The organism is Xanthobacter autotrophicus, from assembly GCF_030015065.1.
In the GTDB taxonomy this organism is placed as follows: domain Bacteria; phylum Pseudomonadota; class Alphaproteobacteria; order Rhizobiales; family Xanthobacteraceae; genus Xanthobacter; species Xanthobacter autotrophicus_D.
Window position 1 is genome coordinate 1 of the sequence record NZ_JAIVFN010000103.1, and the last position, 16,776, is coordinate 16,776.

Below are 16,776 nucleotides of genomic sequence, written 5' to 3' on the forward strand. Positions count from 1 at the left end.
CCGTATCGCCCGCCGCGGCGTCGACAGTTCTGAGCACCTCGGCAAGCACCGATGGGTGGTTGAGCGCACCTTCGCCTGGATCAACCAGTTCCGGCGCCTCGCCATCCGATACGAGCGCCACGCCGATCTCTACCGCGCATTCTGCGTCCTCGCCGCCGCAATCATATGCTTCAGAGCCATCGCCAAGTTTTGTTAGGCGCTCTTAATGACAGACAACGCGTTGTCCGATCAGCCTGCGATGCGAGCCGATCGGCGCGTTCTCTAGCTCGGCTGTCGCGACACAGCCGATGCCTCGGGTACCCCCGCCCCGCCGGCAGCGTCAGGCGCGGCGACGCCATGCGCGGCCGCCTGCTGCCGCTCCAGCATGGCCGCGGCCGCCACCAGGGGCAGCGGCGGCGCGAACAGATAGCCCTGCGCCTGCTGCGCGCCGAAAGCCCTCAAGAAGCGCAGCTGCTCGCGGGTCTCCACCCCTTCGGCGGTCAGGGTGATGCCGAGGGAGCGGCCGAGGCGCACCACATATTCCACGATGGCCGATGCATCCCGGTCGGTGCCGAGATTGAGGATGAAGGACTTGTCGATCTTGAGCTTGGTGATGGGAAAACGCCGCACATGCACCAGCGAGGCGTGGCCGGTGCCGAAATCGTCAAGGGCGAGGCGCACCCCCATGTCCCGCAGCTTCTCCAGCGCGGCCTGGGTGTCGCCGGCAGCGTCGAGGATGGCGCTCTCGGTAATCTCGATCTCCAGCCGGGCGGGATCGAAGCCGGTCTCGGCCAGCGCCTCGGCCACCGTCTGGAAGATGGCGCCGTTGCGCAGGTTGAGCGCCGACATGTTCACCGAGAGGGTGACGCCGGGCAGCGCGCGCGCCTCCACCAGCGCCAGGCGCAGCACATAAGTGTCGAAGCGCCCCATGAGGCGGGAGCTTTCGGCCACGGGCATGAACTCGCCCGGCAGGATCCGCCCCCGGATGGGATGATCCCAGCGCGCCAGCACCTCGAAGCCGACGATGCGCTCGCTCTCCACATCCACCTGGGGCTGGTAGACCAGCTTGATCTCGCCCTTGTCCAGCGCCGCCGCAAGCTCCGCCTCGACGTGGCGGCGGCGGATCTGCGCCTGCTCGAAGCCGGGCTCGAACAGGCGAAACAGGCCGGCGCCATCGGCCTTGGCCTTGTAGAGGGCGACGTCGGCGAGCCGCATGAGGTCGGCGCCGGTGGCGGCATCCTGCGGCACCCGGGCGGCGCCCACCGATGCGCTCACCCCCAGTTCGCCGCCCTGCTCCAGCAGCACCGGAGGCTCCAGCATCCGGAACAGCCGTTCCACCACGCGGTCAAGGTCGCCGTCCTCGCGGCAGCGCAGGGCCGCGACGAACTCGTCGCCGCCGAACCGGGCCACCAGCGTCCCCTCGCCCAGCGCCTCCTCCAGCCGCCGGGCCACGGCCCGCAGCAGGTCGTCGCCGGCGGCGTGGCCGGCGCGGTCGTTGATCTCCTTGAAGTCGTCGAGATCCACGAACAGCAGCGCCAGCGTCTCCCCGTTGCGACGGCCGGCGATGGCCGCGTCCAGCGCCTCGATGAAGGCGCCGCGATTGAGCAGGCCGGTCAGATAGTCGCGCGCGGCGAGCGCCCGCGCCTTGGCCTCGCTGGCGATGAGGGCCGCGGCCATGCGGCGCGCGCGCACCATGAGCACGAGAAAGAGCACGGCGAGCAGGCTGGTGAGCACCACCGCCGCCGGCATCAGTCCCCACAGCATCCTGCTGCCGGGCTGCGTGCTCCGCCACACCAGCTCCGCCTCGGAGCCGTCATAGAGATTGGGAACGAAGACGCCCGGCTTCCGCTCGCCGCCGTGGGGGTGCTGGATCAGCTCCACATCGTCGAGGCTCGCAGGCCCACCGACCATCCTGAGGAAATCGGGATCAATGACATCCACGGTGATGGCCACCAGCGGCTGTGCGACGTCGAGGCCCTCGACCTTCTCGTCGAACGGGCGGGCCACCATCAGCCCGGCCGCGTCCTGGCTGGCGACCACGCCGGAAAGCGCCGCCTTCTGCCCCTCGGCGAGCGCCCGCTGGATGGCGGGCCGAATCCAGCTGAAGGCATGCAGCTGGTTCTGCTGTCCCCGCTCGGAGGAATAGATGACGTTGCCCCTGGCATCCGTGATGTAGACGAATTCGAAGCCGAAGCCGTCATGGAGCTTCAGGCCGAAGCTGCGATGAAGGGGGGTGAAGTCGCCGCTCACCAGATGCTTCAGCGTGTCCTGCTCGTCGTTGGTGGTGACGAGCGCCTGCGCCATCACCGCTTCGCGGGCACGCAGGGAGGCGAGCAGCGCGGTACGCTCACGCACGCGCGCCTTGTCGTCCTGGCGCAGCCCGGCCAGCACGAAGACCGTGACGAGGCCTGCCACCAGAAGCGCCAGCGCCGCGAGGCCGGCCGGGAGGAAACGATGACCAGGACTGCCCTGTCGGGGGGAAATGGCTCGGCCCTCCTGTGTGGGATGCGTCTCGCGCTTGCTTGGCTCCGGGCCTCGGCAGCCGCGCGCGGATAAGGGCCGCGAGCGGCAGATTTGTCCGATAGATTCCCAGCTGGCGCAAGGGGAACAGGGTCCGGGACCCGCGCCGTCAGGTCGCCGAAGCCATTGCAACCAATGTAAATTGGTCGTGCCATGACGCAACCGGCGCAAGGTGCCGGCCGGAGCTTGCGGCGCACGGGACAAGCGCGGACGGACGCCGACGGCGCGTTCTCCTTCTTGAATTTGAAGGATCGCGTCTAAGCCCCGAACCACCAGGTGGCGAGGCCAAGGAAGGCGAGGAAGCCCACCGTATCCGTCATCGTGGTCACGAACACGCCGGACGCGACCGCGGGATCGAGCTTCATCCATGAGATGCCGAGGGGGACGAGGCTGCCGACGAGCCCCGCCACCATCATGTTCATCACCAGCGCGGTGGAGATGACGGCGCCCAGCTGGATGTTGGCGAACCACAATCCGGCGATCAGGCCCAGCAGGCAGGCCAGGGCCAGGCCGTTGAACAGCCCCACCAGCACCTCGCGCGAGACGATGCGGCGGGCATTGTGGCTGGACAATTCCTTGGTCGCGAGCGCGCGCACCGCCACCGTCATGGTCTGGGTGCCGGCATTGCCGCCCATGGAGGCGACGATGGGCATCAGCACCGCGAGCGCCACCATCTTCTCGATGGTGGCCTCGAACAGGCCGATGATGGAGGCCGAGATGAAGGCGGTGCCGAGATTGATCAGCAGCCAGGGCAGGCGGCTTCGCGCGGTATAGGCGACGCTGTCGGACAACTCCTCGTCGCTGCCGACGCCGGCGAGGGCGCGCAGGTCCTCGTCCGCCTCCTCCTGGATCACGTCCACCACATCGTCGATGGTCATGACGCCCACGAGCCGGCCGGCATCGTCCACCACGGGGGCGGAGACGAGGTTGTAGCGCTCGAACATGCGCGCCACGTCCTCCTGATCGTCGGTGGCCTTCACCACCTTCAGCTGCTCGGTCTTCACCTGGGTCACCAGGATCGGACGCCTGGTGCGCAGCAGCCGGTCGAGGGAGATCGACCCCACGAGGCGATAGGCCGGGTCCACCACGAACACCTCGTAGAAGGTCTCCGGCAGGTCGCGGGTCTCGCGCATGTAGTCGATGGTCCGGCCCACCGTCCAGAAGGGCGGGACGGCGATGAACTCGGTCTGCATGCGCCGGCCGGCGCTCTCCTCCGGATAGTCGAGGGAGCGCTGGAGGGCGACGCGCTCGGGTGCCGGCAGGTGCTCCAGCACCGCGGCCATCTCTTCCTCGTCCAGGTCCTCGAGGATGTAGACGGCGTCGTCCGAGGCGAGATCGCGCATGCCGCGCGCGATGGTGAGCGGCGACAGCCCCCGCAGGATGCCGAGGCGCACGGTCTCGTCGAGCTCGGTGAGCGCGGTGAAGTCGAAGGCGGTGCCCAGCAGCTCGATGAGCCGGCGGCGTTCGTCGCCGTCCAGCTCCTCGATGAGGTCGCCCATGTCCGCTTCATGCAGATCGGCGGTGAGCGCCTTCAGCCGGTCCACGTCGCGCGCGGCGAGGGCCTCGCGGATGGCCGTCCGGAACCCGTCGGCCAGGCTGCCGTCGGTGTCGCGCACCTCGGGGGCGGCGTCCTCGGCGACAGGCGCGTCGGCATCCTCGCGCATGGGCTTCCTCCCGGTCTTCGAGGCGGGGGTCGGGCGCCCCGCTCCGCATGGGAACTCGGGCACGGCTCGGGGGTGACGGGCCGAAGCCTCCGCCGCACGGCGAAATGGTTCGGAACCCGCATGAGGCTCCGGAGCCGGACCGACCCAGCCTGAACCCAGCCTGCGCCGCGAATCGGTCTCCGGATTTCAGTCATAGAACGTTTGAGCGACAGGATTGCGGTGCAGTCCGATCGAGACGTGCTCTAGAGGCATGGAGCCGATTTGTGAAGCCGTCACCCGCACTTCTTTGAAAGAGTTGGCAACAAGGTTTAAATGACGCGCGTCCGAGCGTCGCAGCCGACCGGCGGCGGCCGTCAATTTAGAATAAATTGTTATATTTCAATATATTATGAATAATTGTTGCAGTCCTCCGGAATCGGATTGAGGCGGACCGGCGCCCCGGACTGGAGATTTCGCCCGGAATCCGCTTCGCTTCTGTCCCATCCGCCCGCTTGAGACGGCCTGGGCGAAGATTCGTGTCCGGTCGCAGGACATGCCCTTAAAATACTGTCATGTCTTGCTTTTATCCGAATCGGAGAATGGGGATGGGAATGGTGGGGACATGGCCCTTCTGATCCGGCACCTTGCGGTGCTCCTGAGCCTGCTCCTTCCCCTTCACACCGCTCGCGCACACGCGGCCGAGACCTGTCCCGGCCGTCCCGATGCGCTCGGCACCGCCCGCGTCATGGAGATCGACCCAAAGGGCGTGCGGGTCGGGACCAAGTCGTTTCCGGGCACCCTGCCCCTGGCGCCGAAGGAAGTGGTGCTCACTTTCGATGACGGTCCATGGCCCGGAACGACCGCGGCCATCCTCGACGCGCTCAAGGCGGAATGCGTCCAGGCCACCTTCTTCCTCATCGGCGAGAATGCGAAGGCCCGGCCCGCGCTGGTGCGCCGCGCCCGTGCCGAGGGCCACACCATCGCCCACCACACCCTGACCCACCCCTCCGCCACCCTGGCCAGGATCCCGTTCGACGCGGCGGTGAGGGAGATCGAGCGGGGGATCGCCGCGGACGAGGTCGCGGCCTACGGGGCGAGCGGGCCGGCGCCCCGCGTGCCCTTTTTCCGCTTCCCCGGCTTCGCCTCGACGCCCGAGCTGCTGGCCTTTCTGGACGGCAAGGGGATCGCCGTGTTCGGCGCCGACTTCTGGGCCAGCGACTGGAACGTGATGACGCCCGAGGCGGAACTGGACCTGGTATTGAAGCGGCTCGATGCGGCGGGCGGAGGCATCGTGCTGTTCCACGACACCAAGAGCTACACCGCCGCCATGATTCCCGGCTTCCTGCGCGCCTTGGCCGAGCGCGGATACAAGGTGGTGCACGTGGTGCCGAAGGCGCCCGGATGAAGCCCGGATTCGCGCAAGACCGCAGCGTCGGACTGAAACGACAAGCAGCGGAAACGAAAAAGGCGGCCCGGAGGCCGCCCGTCTCGTGCACGCGCCCATGGCGCGGAACGCTCACCAATCCACTGGTGCGGACGAGAGGACTCGAACCTCCACGGGTCTCCCCACTAGCACCTCAAGCTAGCGCGTCTACCAATTCCGCCACGACCGCAGTCAGGGATGGCTCCGTCCGGGGGTTCCGATGAAGGACCGCTTCCGGCCGGGGGCCATCGTCTAACAGATCGGATTGGCGGCCACAAGTGCCTCCCGCAACGGCCACGTCATCAGCCCCATGCCTGTGGATGACTGACCTTCGCCCCGACGCCGGACCGGCTCCGGCCGCTGCGGGCGGATGGGGGAAATCCGCCGGCTCCCGGAGCGGGACGGAAGGTGCGGGACGGCCAATCGCACGGCCCGCGGCGCAGCGCGTGCACGGAGGACTGGACCCAGCGTCGCGATGGATTAAAGCATCTCCCCATGACCGCCACCGCCCCCCGCGCCAGCCTCGAGACCCAGTTCCGGCCATCGGTCGCCGACGCCCCGCCCGTGGAATGGGCCGTCAGCGACGGCCTCATCCCCTATCCCGCCGCGCACGCCGCCATGGAAGCGCGGGTCGCCGCCATTGCCGACGGCACGGCGCGCGAATGCGTGTGGCTGCTGGAGCATCCGCCCCTCTATACCGCCGGCACCAGCGCCCGCCCCGAGGATCTCGTGGAGGCGCGCTTCCCCGTCTACGAGACCGGGCGCGGCGGACAGTTCACCTATCACGGCCCCGGCCAGCGCGTGGCCTATGTGATGCTGGACCTGAAGCGGCGCTCGCCGGACGTGCGGCGCTATGTGAGCGCACTGGAAGCCTGGATCATCGGCGCGCTGTCGGCGTTCAACGTCACCGGCGAGCGGCGGGAGGACCGGGTGGGCGTCTGGGTGCGCCGGCGCGGCGGCGGTGAGGACAAGGTCGCCGCCATCGGCATCCGGGTGCGCCGCTGGGTGACGTTCCACGGCATCTCCCTGAACGTGGAGCCGGACCTGTCCCATTTCGGCGGCATCGTGCCCTGCGGAGTCCGCGAGCACGGCGTCACGAGCCTCGCCGACCTCGGCCTGCCGGTGAGCATGGGCGAGGTCGATTCGGTGCTGCGTATCGCTTTCGAGGAGGTATTCGGCCCAACCGTGCCCGCAGCCGCGCCAACCATCGCGGTGGCGCGCGAGGGCGAGGAGGCGATGCGAGCGGACTGACTCGACCTGCTCGGTGCCCCCACTGAACCCAAGGGAAGAGAACACGTTCTCCGACCGGAACAGCGGCGCGATCCGACCGGCGGGCACGCGAGGGGCAAGGCGCGAGGGGCAAAGGACAAGGTCCCGCCATGGCGTGCCCCCGTGACGTGCCGCAGTGATGTGACGCCATGACAAGCCGGCGCCGCCCGTCTGGAGCACACGCCGATCAGCCTGCGTTGCAAGCTGATCGGATAACGCGTTCTCCATCATCAAGTCAGAGGGCGATTCACCGATCAGATAGAGCCAATCTGATCGGATCGCGCTCTTGCGCAGGCGCGGCGCACCACGGCTGCCCCCGCCTGCGCGTCACCCCGGAGGACAAGCCCGGCACCACGCCTCGGCTCAGCCCGCCATGGCCGCGGCGATGGCATCGAGGGCGGCTTCCGCCTTGTCGCCGTCGGGTCCTCCGGCCTGCGCCATGTCGGGGCGTCCGCCGCCGCCCTTGCCGCCAAGGGCTTCCGAGCCCAGGCGCACCAGCTTGACCGCGTCGAAGCGCCCGGTGAGATCGGCGGTGACACCCACCACGATGCCGGCCTTGCCGTCGGAGGTCACGCCGACGATGGCGACCACTCCGGACCCGATCTGCTTCTTGCCCTCGTCCACCAGGCCCTTGAGATCCTTGACCTCGATGCCCTCCACGCGGCGGGCGAGGAGCTTGGTGTCGCCCACCGCGCGCACCGCATCGCCCGACGCCTCGCCGCCACCGCCCATGGCGAGCTTCTTGCGGGCGTCGGCCAGTTCGCGCTCGAGCCGTCGGCGCTCCTCCACCAAAACCGCGACCCGCGCCTCCACCTCGGATACCGGCGCCTTGAGCACCGCGGCGGTCCCCGCCAGGGCCGACGACGCGGCGTTGAGGTGACGGCGCGCGGCATCGGCGGTGAGCGCCTCGATGCGCCGCACGCCGGAGGCCACCGCGCCCTCCGATACCACCGAGATGAGGCCGATGTCGCCGGTGCGCCTCACATGGGTGCCGCCGCACAGCTCCACCGAATAAGGCGCGCCGTTGCCGTCGTCGGTGCCCATGGAGACGACGCGCACCTCGTCGCCATACTTCTCGCCGAACAGCGCCCGCGCCCCGGAGGTGATGGCATCATCGACCGCCATGATGCGGGTTTCCACCGGCTCGTTGCGCAGCACGAAGCGGTTGGCGATGGTCTCCACCTCGGCGAGTTCGTCGCCGCTCAGCGGCTTGGGATGGGAGAAGTCGAACCGCAGGCGGTCCGGCGCCACCAGCGAGCCCTTCTGGGCCACATGGTCGCCGAGCACGCGCCGCAGCGCCTCGTGCAGCAGGTGGGTGGCCGAATGGTTGGCGCGCACGGCGGCGCGGCGGGCATGGTCCACCTCCAGCACCAGCGCGGTGCCGCGCTTCAGGCTGCCGGCCTCGACCTTCACCTCATGGACGAAGAGATCGCCGAGCTTCTTCTGGGTGGCCACCACCTCCGCGGTAATGCCCCCCTCCCCGCTCATGCGCCCGATGTCGCCCACCTGGCCGCCGGACTCGGCGTAAAATGGGGTCTGGTTAAGGATGACAAGGCCCTTCTCGCCGGCGGTGAGGCTCTCCACCTCCACGCCGTCACGCACCAGCGCGGCGACGACGCCCTCCGCCCTCTCCGCCTCGTAGCCGAGAAACTCGGTGGCGCCGACGGCATCGCGCACGGAGAACCAGAGCGTGTCGGTGGCCGCCTCGCCCGAGCCGGCCCAGCTCGCCCGAGCCTCCGCCTTCTGCCGCGCCATGGCCGCATTGAAGGCCGTGGTATCCACGGAGATGCCGCGGGCGCGCAGGGCGTCCTGCGTGAGATCGAGCGGGAAGCCGTAAGTGTCGTAGAGCTTGAACGCCACCTCGCCGGGGAACTGGCCGCCCGAGGTCAGTCCGGCGCTCTCCTCCTCGAGGATGGAGAGGCCGCGCTCGAGGGTGCGGCGGAAGCGCGTCTCCTCCAGCAGCAGCGTCTCCTCGGAGAGGGCTTCGGCACGGACGATCTCGGGATAGGCCCGGCCCATCTCGCGCACCAGCACTGGCACCAGGCGATGCATCAGCGGATCCCTGGCGCCGAGCAGCTGCGCATGGCGCATGGCGCGCCGCATGATCCGGCGCAGCACATAGCCGCGCCCTTCATTGGAAGGCAGCACGCCGTCAGCGGTAAGGAAGACCGACGCGCGCAGGTGGTCCGCAATGACACGATGGCTCGCCTTCTGCGGGCCGTCGGGATCCACCGAGGTCAGCTCCGCCACCTCGGCGATGAGGGCGCGCATGAGGTCGGTATCGTAATTGTCGTGCACGCCCTGGAGCACCGCCGAGACGCGCTCCAGCCCCATGCCGGTGTCGATGGACGGCCGCGGCAGCGCCAGGCGCTCGCCACCCGGCAGCTGCTCGAACTGCATGAAGACGAGATTCCAGATCTCGATGAAGCGGTCGCCATCCTGGTCCGGCGAGCCGGGCGGACCGCCGGGCACGTGCGGGCCGTGGTCGAAGAAGATCTCGGAGCAGGGGCCGCACGGGCCGGTGTCGCCCATGGACCAGAAATTGTCGGAGGTGGGAATGCGGATGATCTTGTCGTCCGACAGGCCGGCGATCTTCTTCCACAGCCCGTAGGCCTCGTCGTCCTCGCTGAAGACGGTGACCACGAGACGATCGCGCGGCAGGTCGAAGGTGCGGGTGACGAGGTTCCAGGCAAGCTCGATGGCCCGGTCCTTGAAATAGTCGCCGAACGAGAAATTGCCGAGCATCTCGAAGAAGGTGTGGTGCCGCGCGGTGTAGCCCACATTGTCGAGATCGTTGTGCTTGCCGCCGGCGCGCACGCATTTCTGCGAGGTCACAGCGCGGGAATAGGGCCGTTTCTCGACGCCGGTGAAGACGTTCTTGAACTGCACCATGCCCGCATTGGTGAACATGAGCGTGGGGTCGTTCTGCGGCACGAGGGGCGAGGAGGAAACCGCCTCGTGCCCCTCTTTGACGAAGTAGTCGATGAAGCTCGACCGGATCTCGTTGACGCCGCTCATGTGCCGGCCACAATCCTTACGCGCCGGTCCCAGCGCGGAATCCGGCTCTGGTGATCGCTTCGCGCCGGCGCCGCCCGAAGGCCCGCCGTGCGGTTCCGGCAACAGGGCGATGAGGCCCGCCGGAACCGGGTTCGTTTAGCGATGGGTGCGCCGCTTGTCCAGAAACGGCTGGATGGCCCGCCGGCGCGATGCCGCGCGCCGGGGCGGATCAGGCGTCCGCCGCATCGCCCTCGACATCCTCCTCCGGCGAGCCGGCAAGGATCTTTTCGGCGATCAGGCCGGCATTCTGGCGAATGGCCGCCTCGATGCGCCCCGCCGCCTCCTGATTCTGCTTCAGGAAGGTCTTGGCATTCTCGCGGCCCTGGCCGAGGCGCTGGCTGTCGAACGAGAACCAGGCCCCCGACTTCTCCACCACGCCGGCCTTGACGCCGAGATCGAGCAATTCGCCCGTCTTGGAGACGCCCTCGCCATACATGATGTCGAACTCAACCTGCTTGAAGGGCGGGGCAAGCTTGTTCTTGACCACCTTCACGCGGGTCTGGTTGCCCACCACCTCGTCGCGCTCCTTGATCATGCCGATGCGCCGGATGTCGAGGCGCACCGAGGCATAGAACTTGAGCGCGTTGCCGCCGGTGGTGGTCTCCGGCGAGCCGTACATGACGCCGATCTTCATCCGGATCTGGTTGATGAAGATGACCATAGTGTTGGACTTGGAGATGGAGGCCGTGAGCTTGCGCAACGCCTGGCTCATGAGGCGCGCCTGCATGCCGGGCTGGTTGTCGCCCATCTCGCCGTCGAGCTCGGCGCGCGGGGTGAGCGCGGCCACCGAATCGACCACCAGCACGTCGACGGCGCCCGAGCGCACCAGCGTGTCGGCAATCTCCAGCGCCTGCTCGCCGGCGTCGGGCTGGGAGATCAGGAGCTCGTCAAGATTGACCCCGAGTTTGCGCGCATAGATGGGGTCGAGGGCGTGCTCCGCATCAATGAAGGCGCAGGTACCGCCGCGCTTCTGCGATTCCGCCACCGTATGGAGGGCGAGCGTGGTCTTGCCGGAGGATTCCGGCCCGAAGATCTCGACGACGCGCCCCTTGGGCAGGCCGCCAATGCCCAGCGCGATGTCAAGCCCCAGCGAGCCGGTGGGAATGCTCTCGATCTCCAAGGCTTTGCCGCCCTTGCCGAGCCGCATGATCGAGCCCTTGCCGAAATGCCGCTCGATCTGGGAGAGCGCGGCATCCAGCGCCTTGGTCTTATCCATGGAAGAACCTTCGACGAGTCGGAGTGTCGCCTGAGTCATCGCCGCGCTCCAGTGCTGGCGCAAGGGGAAATGAGAACTGGCAAGATGTACATGTTTTGTTCCCCGTTCGCAATATGTTCTCGATCCGCTCTCGGCGCGGCCCATCCTTTTGGACGAGCACGAAGATCTGCGGCGTCCCGCCATCTGCGCCATCGGGCATGACTGACCCCTCCTGGTTTGCGGCAGGTGAACCAGCCTTCCTTCGGCGCGGCAATGGCGGTGCATTGCCCCCGGCACGCCCCTCCCCTAAGCGTTCGGCAGAGATGAGAAAGGGCGCGACCATGGCGGACGGCACCCCCACCCTGAAGGACTTCGCCCTCGCCCTCTACGCCCGCGAGGGCGTGCCGCCCGCCTGCCTCACCTTGCAGGAGAGCGCCGGGCTCGACGTGAACATCCTCCTCTTCGCGGCCTGGCGCGGGGCGGCGCTGCGCCTTGAGATCGGCGCCGCCGACATCGCCGCCGCGCGGGCGCTGGTGGCCGAGTGGCATGGCGAGGTGGTCCGCCCGCTGCGCGCCATCCGCCGCCGCCTCAAGACCGGCCCCCACCCGGCGCCGGACGCGCGCACGGCGAAGCTGCGCGCCGAGGTGCAGGCGATCGAGATCGCCGCCGAGATCATCGAACTGGAGGAGCTGGGCACCCTCGCCAACGGACCGCCCGCGCCCCCCGATGCCAATGCGGCGGCCCTTGCCTTCGCCGCTATGGCGCAAGCGGTGGAGGCCTTTGCCGGCCGCTCGCTCACATCGGAGGAAGAGGCCACCGTGCGGCGCATCGCCTCCGCCGTCTGACCGGTTCAGCGCGCCCGCAGCACCTTGCCGGGGTTCATGAGGCCGTGGGGGTCCAACGCCGCCTTCACCGCGCGCATCAGGTCCAGTTCCACGGCGGACTTGTAGTGCTCCGCCTCGGCGACGCGCAATTGGCCGAGGCCGTGCTCGGCGCTGATGGAGCCGCCGAGGTCCGCCACCACATCATGGACGATGCGGTTGATCTCGCCCGCCCGCGCCGGGCGCATCTCGTCCGTCCAGTCGGCCGGCATCACCGGATTGTAGTGCAGGTTGCCGTCGCCCACATGGCCGAAGGTGAAGGGCAGGATGCCGGGAAAGCGCGCCAGGAGCGCCGCGTCGGCCCGCGCGACGAAGGCGGGGATGGCGGAGACCGGCACGCTGATGTCGTGCTTCACACCCTTGCCGGCATGGGCCTGGGCTTCCGCCTGCGCCTCGCGCAGCGCCCACAGGTTGCGCCGCTGCGCGCCGGAAGCGGCGATGACGGCATCGAGCACCAGCCCCTCCTCCAGCCCCTGCGCGAGAAGCCCTTCCAGCGCCGAGCCGAGCCCTTCACCCGCCTCCTGCGCGCTCGCTTCCACCAGCAGATACCAAGGATACGCCTCGGCGAAGGGGGAGGCGAGACCGGGCACGGCCGCCACCGCATGGGCAAGGCTCGGGGCGCGCATCAGCTCGAAGGCGGAAAGGCTGTCGCCGAGGCGCGCCTTCGCCAGCCCGAGAAACGCGATGGCTGCCGCCGGATCGGGGATCGCCGCGAACGTCGTGGCCGTGGCGCGCGGGCGCGGGAACAGGCGCAGCACCGCTGCAGTGATGATGCCCAGCGTCCCCTCCGAGCCAATGAAAAGCTGCTTCAGATCGTAGCCCGCATTGTCCTTCCGCAGGCCCCGCAGCCCGTCCCAGATGCGCCCGTCCGGCAGCACCACCTCCAGCCCGAGGGCGAGGGCGCGCATGTTGCCATAGCGCAGAACCTGCGTGCCGCCGGCATTGGTGGCAAGGTTGCCGCCGATGCGGCAGGAACCTTCCGAGGCGAGGGTGAGGGGGAACAGCCGGTCCACCCGCTCGGCCACGGCCTGCACCTCGGCGAGGGTCACGCCGGCTTCCACGGTGAGGGTGTCGTTGACCACGTCCACCGCGCGCACCTTGCGCATCCGGTCCACGCTGAGGATGACGGACGCGCCGGAACCATCCGGCTGGGCGCCGCCGGCAAGGCCGGTGTTGCCGCCCTGCGGCACGATGGGGATGCGGCCCTCGGCGCAGAGGCGCACCACCTCAGCCACCTCCTGCGTCGAGGCGGGGCGCAGCACGAGGGCCGCCTCCCCCCGGAAGATGCCGCCGAAGGAGGTGCGGAACGGCGCGGTATCGGCCGGGCTGTCCAGCACCCCCGCCGGCCCCATCACCAGCCTGAGGCGGTCGAGGACGGCGGGATCGGGACGCGCCGTCACGGCTGAAACGCGAAGGCGCCGGCGTGCCGCCGCTCCACGCCCCGGAGGGACGGGAGATCGCGCACGCCGAGCTGGCCCATGGCCACCTGCAATTCTTCCGTCAGCAGCTCCGCCACATAGTCCGCGCCGCCGTCGCCGATGCCGGCGAGGCCGATGAGGAAGGCGCGGCCGCAGAAGGTGCCTGTCGCCCCCAGCGCCAGCGCGCGGGCCACGTCGAGGCCGGAGCGGATGCCGCTGTCGAACAGCACGGTGGCGCGGGTCCCCACCGTCGCCGCAATGGCCGGCAGAACGTCAATGGCGGCGGGCGCCGCATCGAGCTGGCGGCCGCCATGGTTGGAGACGAGGATGCCGTCCACGCCGATGGAGAGCGCCGTCTCCGCGTCGGCCGGGTGCATCACGCCCTTCATCACCAGCGCGCGGGGCCAGGCATCGCGCAGGCGCTTCACCGCCTCCCAGGAAAATGTGCCCTTGATCTCGGTCTGCACGAAGCCGGCGGTCTTGGGCATCGTCGCGGGCGCCTCCACATAGGGCGCCATGTTGGCGAACTGGGGCGTGCCGGCCTTCGCCAGCGCCAGCGCCCACGGCCAGGCGAGGGCCACGTCGCGCACGGTGCGCGCCGTGGTGCGGAAGGGCACAACCAGCCCGTTGGACAGATCGCGCGGGCGCTTGGAGCGCACCGGGGCGTCCAGCGTCGCGACGAGGGCGCGGGCGCCCGCCGCCTCGGCCCGGCGCACGAGATCCAAGGTGACGAGATGATCGCGGCCCGGCAGCCCGTAGAGCTGGAACCAGGTGCAGTCGCCGGCGAGCGCCGCCACCTCCTCGATGGAGGCGCCGGCCAGCGTGCCGACCACATAGGGAATGCGCGCCTTCGCCGCCGCCTTGGCGAGGAGCCGGGTGGCACCGGGCCAGACGAGGCCGTCCACGCCCACCGGCGAGATGCCGAGCGGCGCACTGTAGCGGGTGCCGAACAGCTCGGTCGCGGTGTTCACCGGCCCCGGCGCGCCATAGCGCGGCACGAGCTTCACCGCATCCAGCGCCGCGCGGTTCTCGGCGATGCCCACGTCGGCGCCGGTGCCGCCTTCCAGGAAGTCATAGGCGAAGCGGGGAATGCGGCGCCGCGCCGCCCGCTCCAGATAGTCCAGCGTCGGCATCCGCTGCTTCAGCCGCGCGGCGGCGCTGGTGCCGGAGCCGGCGCCCCAGGCGGCCGCGGAAGCGGACGTAGACGACAGAGAGGCCGCGGAAGCGGACGCAGACGACAGAGCGGCCGCGGGAGAGGCCGCGGGCGGGACGGCGGCGGGGGCGGCAGAGGCGCGCCCGGTGATGGCGCGGTCCGTCATTGCACGGACTCCATGGCATTTCCTTGTCTTGTCGTGTTTGCGCTTTGGTAGAGCGCGAAAGGCCATCACCGCAAATAATTACGAATTATCGCAGAAATCACCTGCGCTGATCTTTCGGCTTCGCCGCCAGCCGCCGCTCGGGCGGCGCCTCGGCGGCCGGGCGCACGAAGGTCAGCGCCGAGGCGGCGGCATCCACCAGATCCTGCCGGATCACCTCCACCACCGCCTGGGCCGCCGCCGAGATTGCCCGGCGCGGGTGGTGGACCACGGCGATGGAGCGGGTGAGCGGCGTCGCGAAGCGGTGCGCGCGCACGCGGCCGGCGGCCAGCACCTGATGCAGGGCGATGGTGGGCAGCACGGTGGCGAGGTCCGTGGTCGCCACCACCTCGCAGATGGCGGAGAGCGTGTCGATCTCGATGCGCGGTTTCAATTCGATGCCGGCTTCCGCCGCCTGCGCCTCCAGGATGGCGCGCAGGCCGTGGCGCTTGGAGGGCAGCACCAGATCAAGCCCATCGAGATCGGAAAAGCCGAGATGCTGCGGCACGTCGAGGGGCGCATCCGTGCGCGCGGCGAACACCATCTCCTCGTCCAGGATGTGCTGGGAGGCGAGCCCCCGCTTCTGCCGCGGCACGTTGATGATGGCGAGGTCGAGCTGGCCTGTCGTCACCCAGTCCAACATGGTCTCGGTATAGCCCTCGCACGCCGACAGCTCCACGTCCGGATAGCGCGCGGCGACGGTGGCGGAGGAACTGGCGAGCGTGCTCTGCGCCACCGAGGTGATGAGCCCCACCACCACCCGGCCGGAGACCCGCCCGTCGAGCCGCGCCATCTCCTGCATGGCGTGCTCCACGTCGCGGACGATGGGCGAGATGAGCCGCGCCAGCGCCTCGCCTGCCGGCGTGGTGGTGACGCCATGGGCGCTGCGATCGAACAGCTTCTTGCCGAACTCCGCCTCCAGCTTGGCGATCTGCATGCTGAGCGCCGGCTGCACGATGTTGAGCTGGCGCGCCGCGCGGGTGACGTTGCCGGTCTCCGCGAGGCACAGGAAATACTGCATCTGCCTGAGGTCCATGGCCGCCGATGCTCCGAACACCACGTGAAATCAGCACGAGTGATTGCTACAATAATCATTCATTATTTGCAGTGATTGTCCGCTCTGTCTATGACGGTCTCGACGGCTCCTGCGGGAGCTGTTGCCGAGAAGGCCGAAACGGCTCGTGGGCGCGGGAGGATCGACGGCAGGGAGTGGCGCGCGATTGCGCGAACGCCCGACTTTACCCTTTGCCATGCACCTCCTGTGCGCCCGTATGCCGCCATTGCGGACGCGCGCCGTCGCGCCGCTCAGAGGGGTCGCCATGCAGGATTGCGCCAGAGACGATCACGCCACAGGGCAGACGAAACGTCTCATCATCGGCATCTCCGGCGCCTCGGGCGTGATCTACGGCGTGCGGATGCTGGAGCTGCTGCGCGACGCCGGCATCGAGACCCATCTCGTCATGTCGCGCACGGCCGAGATCACCCTCTCCCATGAGACCAATCGCAAGGTGGCCGAAGTGAAGGCGCTCGCCAGCGTCTGCCATGCCATGGACGACATGGCCGCCGCCATCTCCTCCGGCTCGTTCCGCACCATGGGCATGGTGGTGGCGCCCTGCTCCATGCGCTCGCTCTCGGAGATCGCCTCGGGCGTCACGGCGAGCCTGCTCACCCGCGCCGCCGACGTGGTGCTGAAGGAGCGCCGCCGCCTCGTGCTGATGGCGCGCGAGACGCCGCTGCACACCGGCCACCTGCGCACCATGACCCAGGTGTCGGAGATGGGCGCCATCATCTCCCCGCCCATGCCGGCCTTCTACTCCCGGCCGGCCAATCTCGAAGAGATGATCGACCATACGGTCGGGCGCGTGCTCGACCTGTTCGACATCGAGGTGGGCGCCGTGCGGCGCTGGGGCGAGGAGAGCGGCCCGCGCCGCCGCAAGCCGCCGCTGCGCCAGATCACCCCCTGACACGCCGTCACGCCTTTCGATTTCTCGCCCAGCGGAAGAAAGAACCATGTTGGAACCCCGCCCCCGCCCCGC

The 16,776-nt window shown here is 69.2% G+C and carries 12 protein-coding genes and 1 tRNA gene; 5 read left to right on the forward strand and 8 right to left on the reverse strand.

The window, feature by feature from the left end; genetic code table 11:
• Nucleotides 1-196: transposase (locus K9U40_RS17675; RefSeq protein ID WP_282890830.1), on the forward strand; the 196-nt coding region annotated here is incomplete at its 5' end.
• Nucleotides 197-261: 65 nt separating this feature from the next.
• Here the strand turns inward: K9U40_RS17675 and K9U40_RS17680 are convergent.
• Both K9U40_RS17680 and mgtE read right to left on the reverse strand, forming a co-directional pair.
• Nucleotides 262-2,394 carry a putative bifunctional diguanylate cyclase/phosphodiesterase gene (locus K9U40_RS17680; RefSeq protein WP_282891453.1) on the reverse strand — a complete coding sequence of 711 codons (2,133 nt, stop codon included), beginning with the start codon at nt 2,392-2,394 and terminating at the stop codon, nt 262-264.
• A gap of 362 nt (nt 2,395-2,756) precedes the next feature.
• Nucleotides 2,757-4,163, reverse strand: a complete 1,407-nt coding sequence (gene mgtE / locus K9U40_RS17685) for a magnesium transporter (protein ID WP_282891454.1) — start codon at nt 4,161-4,163, stop codon at nt 2,757-2,759.
• 601 nt (nt 4,164-4,764) lie between these two features.
• Between mgtE and K9U40_RS17690 the strand changes: the two genes are divergently transcribed.
• Nucleotides 4,765-5,547 (forward strand): polysaccharide deacetylase family protein, encoded by a 783-nt coding sequence (locus K9U40_RS17690; protein ID WP_282891455.1) that lies wholly within the window; start codon nt 4,765-4,767, stop codon nt 5,545-5,547.
• Nucleotides 5,548-5,670: 123 nt separating this feature from the next.
• Here the strand turns inward: K9U40_RS17690 and K9U40_RS17695 are convergent.
• A tRNA-Leu gene (locus tag K9U40_RS17695) sits at nt 5,671-5,755 on the reverse strand.
• A 305-nt stretch (nt 5,756-6,060) separates the two neighbouring features.
• Here K9U40_RS17695 and lipB point away from each other — a divergent pair.
• On the forward strand, nt 6,061-6,816 hold the full coding sequence (lipB, locus tag K9U40_RS17700) for a lipoyl(octanoyl) transferase LipB (RefSeq protein WP_282891456.1): 756 nt from the start codon (nt 6,061-6,063) through the stop codon (nt 6,814-6,816).
• Between the two features lie 381 nt (nt 6,817-7,197).
• Here lipB and alaS read toward each other — a convergent pair whose 3' ends face one another.
• Nucleotides 7,198-9,852: an alanine--tRNA ligase gene (gene alaS, locus K9U40_RS17705; RefSeq protein WP_282891457.1), complete on the reverse strand. Its 2,655-nt coding sequence runs from the start codon at nt 9,850-9,852 to the stop codon at nt 7,198-7,200.
• Between the two features lie 208 nt (nt 9,853-10,060).
• Nucleotides 10,061-11,146 carry a recombinase RecA gene (recA, locus tag K9U40_RS17710; RefSeq protein ID WP_282891458.1) on the reverse strand — a complete coding sequence of 362 codons (1,086 nt, stop codon included), beginning with the start codon at nt 11,144-11,146 and terminating at the stop codon, nt 10,061-10,063.
• 281 nt (nt 11,147-11,427) lie between these two features.
• Here recA and K9U40_RS17715 point away from each other — a divergent pair, with 281 nt between their 5' ends.
• Complete coding sequence (locus K9U40_RS17715) at nt 11,428-11,931, forward strand: TIGR02444 family protein (RefSeq protein ID WP_282891459.1); 504 nt, start codon at nt 11,428-11,430, stop codon at nt 11,929-11,931.
• Nucleotides 11,932-11,936: 5 nt separating this feature from the next.
• Here the strand turns inward: K9U40_RS17715 and K9U40_RS17720 are convergent, their stop codons facing one another.
• From K9U40_RS17720 to K9U40_RS17730, 3 genes are all read right to left on the reverse strand, one after another.
• Nucleotides 11,937-13,367 carry an FAD-binding oxidoreductase gene (locus tag K9U40_RS17720; RefSeq protein ID WP_282891460.1) on the reverse strand — a complete coding sequence of 477 codons (1,431 nt, stop codon included), beginning with the start codon at nt 13,365-13,367 and terminating at the stop codon, nt 11,937-11,939.
• The gene (locus tag K9U40_RS17725) at nt 13,364-14,704 is read right to left on the reverse strand and encodes an alpha-hydroxy acid oxidase (RefSeq protein ID WP_282891461.1); all 1,341 of its coding nucleotides are present in this window, start codon (nt 14,702-14,704) and stop codon (nt 13,364-13,366) included. The genes K9U40_RS17720 and K9U40_RS17725 overlap by 4 nt, the downstream gene beginning before the upstream one ends.
• A gap of 97 nt (nt 14,705-14,801) precedes the next feature.
• A complete protein-coding gene (locus K9U40_RS17730; RefSeq protein ID WP_282891462.1) occupies nt 14,802-15,776 on the reverse strand; it encodes a LysR family transcriptional regulator in 975 nt (324 codons plus the stop codon).
• Between the two features lie 283 nt (nt 15,777-16,059).
• On the opposite strand from K9U40_RS17730, the gene K9U40_RS17735 reads away from it, so the two are divergent.
• A complete protein-coding gene (locus tag K9U40_RS17735; protein ID WP_282891463.1) occupies nt 16,060-16,704 on the forward strand; it encodes a UbiX family flavin prenyltransferase in 645 nt (214 codons plus the stop codon).
• Nucleotides 16,705-16,776: the final 72 nt, after the last annotated feature.

Coding starts and splice junctions, on each gene's coding strand:
- K9U40_RS17690 (WP_282891455.1), top strand. CDS start 4,765: ATGGCCCTTCTGATCCGGCACCTTGCGGTGCTCCTGAGCCTGCTCCTT.
- mgtE (WP_282891454.1), bottom strand. CDS start 4,163: ATGCGCGAGGATGCCGACGCGCCTGTCGCCGAGGACGCCGCCCCCGAG.
- K9U40_RS17715 (WP_282891459.1), top strand. CDS start 11,428: ATGGCGGACGGCACCCCCACCCTGAAGGACTTCGCCCTCGCCCTCTAC.
- lipB (WP_282891456.1), top strand. CDS start 6,061: ATGACCGCCACCGCCCCCCGCGCCAGCCTCGAGACCCAGTTCCGGCCA.
- K9U40_RS17725 (WP_282891461.1), bottom strand. CDS start 14,704: ATGACGGACCGCGCCATCACCGGGCGCGCCTCTGCCGCCCCCGCCGCC.
- recA (WP_282891458.1), bottom strand. CDS start 11,146: ATGACTCAGGCGACACTCCGACTCGTCGAAGGTTCTTCCATGGATAAG.
- K9U40_RS17730 (WP_282891462.1), bottom strand. CDS start 15,776: ATGGACCTCAGGCAGATGCAGTATTTCCTGTGCCTCGCGGAGACCGGC.
- alaS (WP_282891457.1), bottom strand. CDS start 9,852: ATGAGCGGCGTCAACGAGATCCGGTCGAGCTTCATCGACTACTTCGTC.
- K9U40_RS17735 (WP_282891463.1), top strand. CDS start 16,060: ATGCAGGATTGCGCCAGAGACGATCACGCCACAGGGCAGACGAAACGT.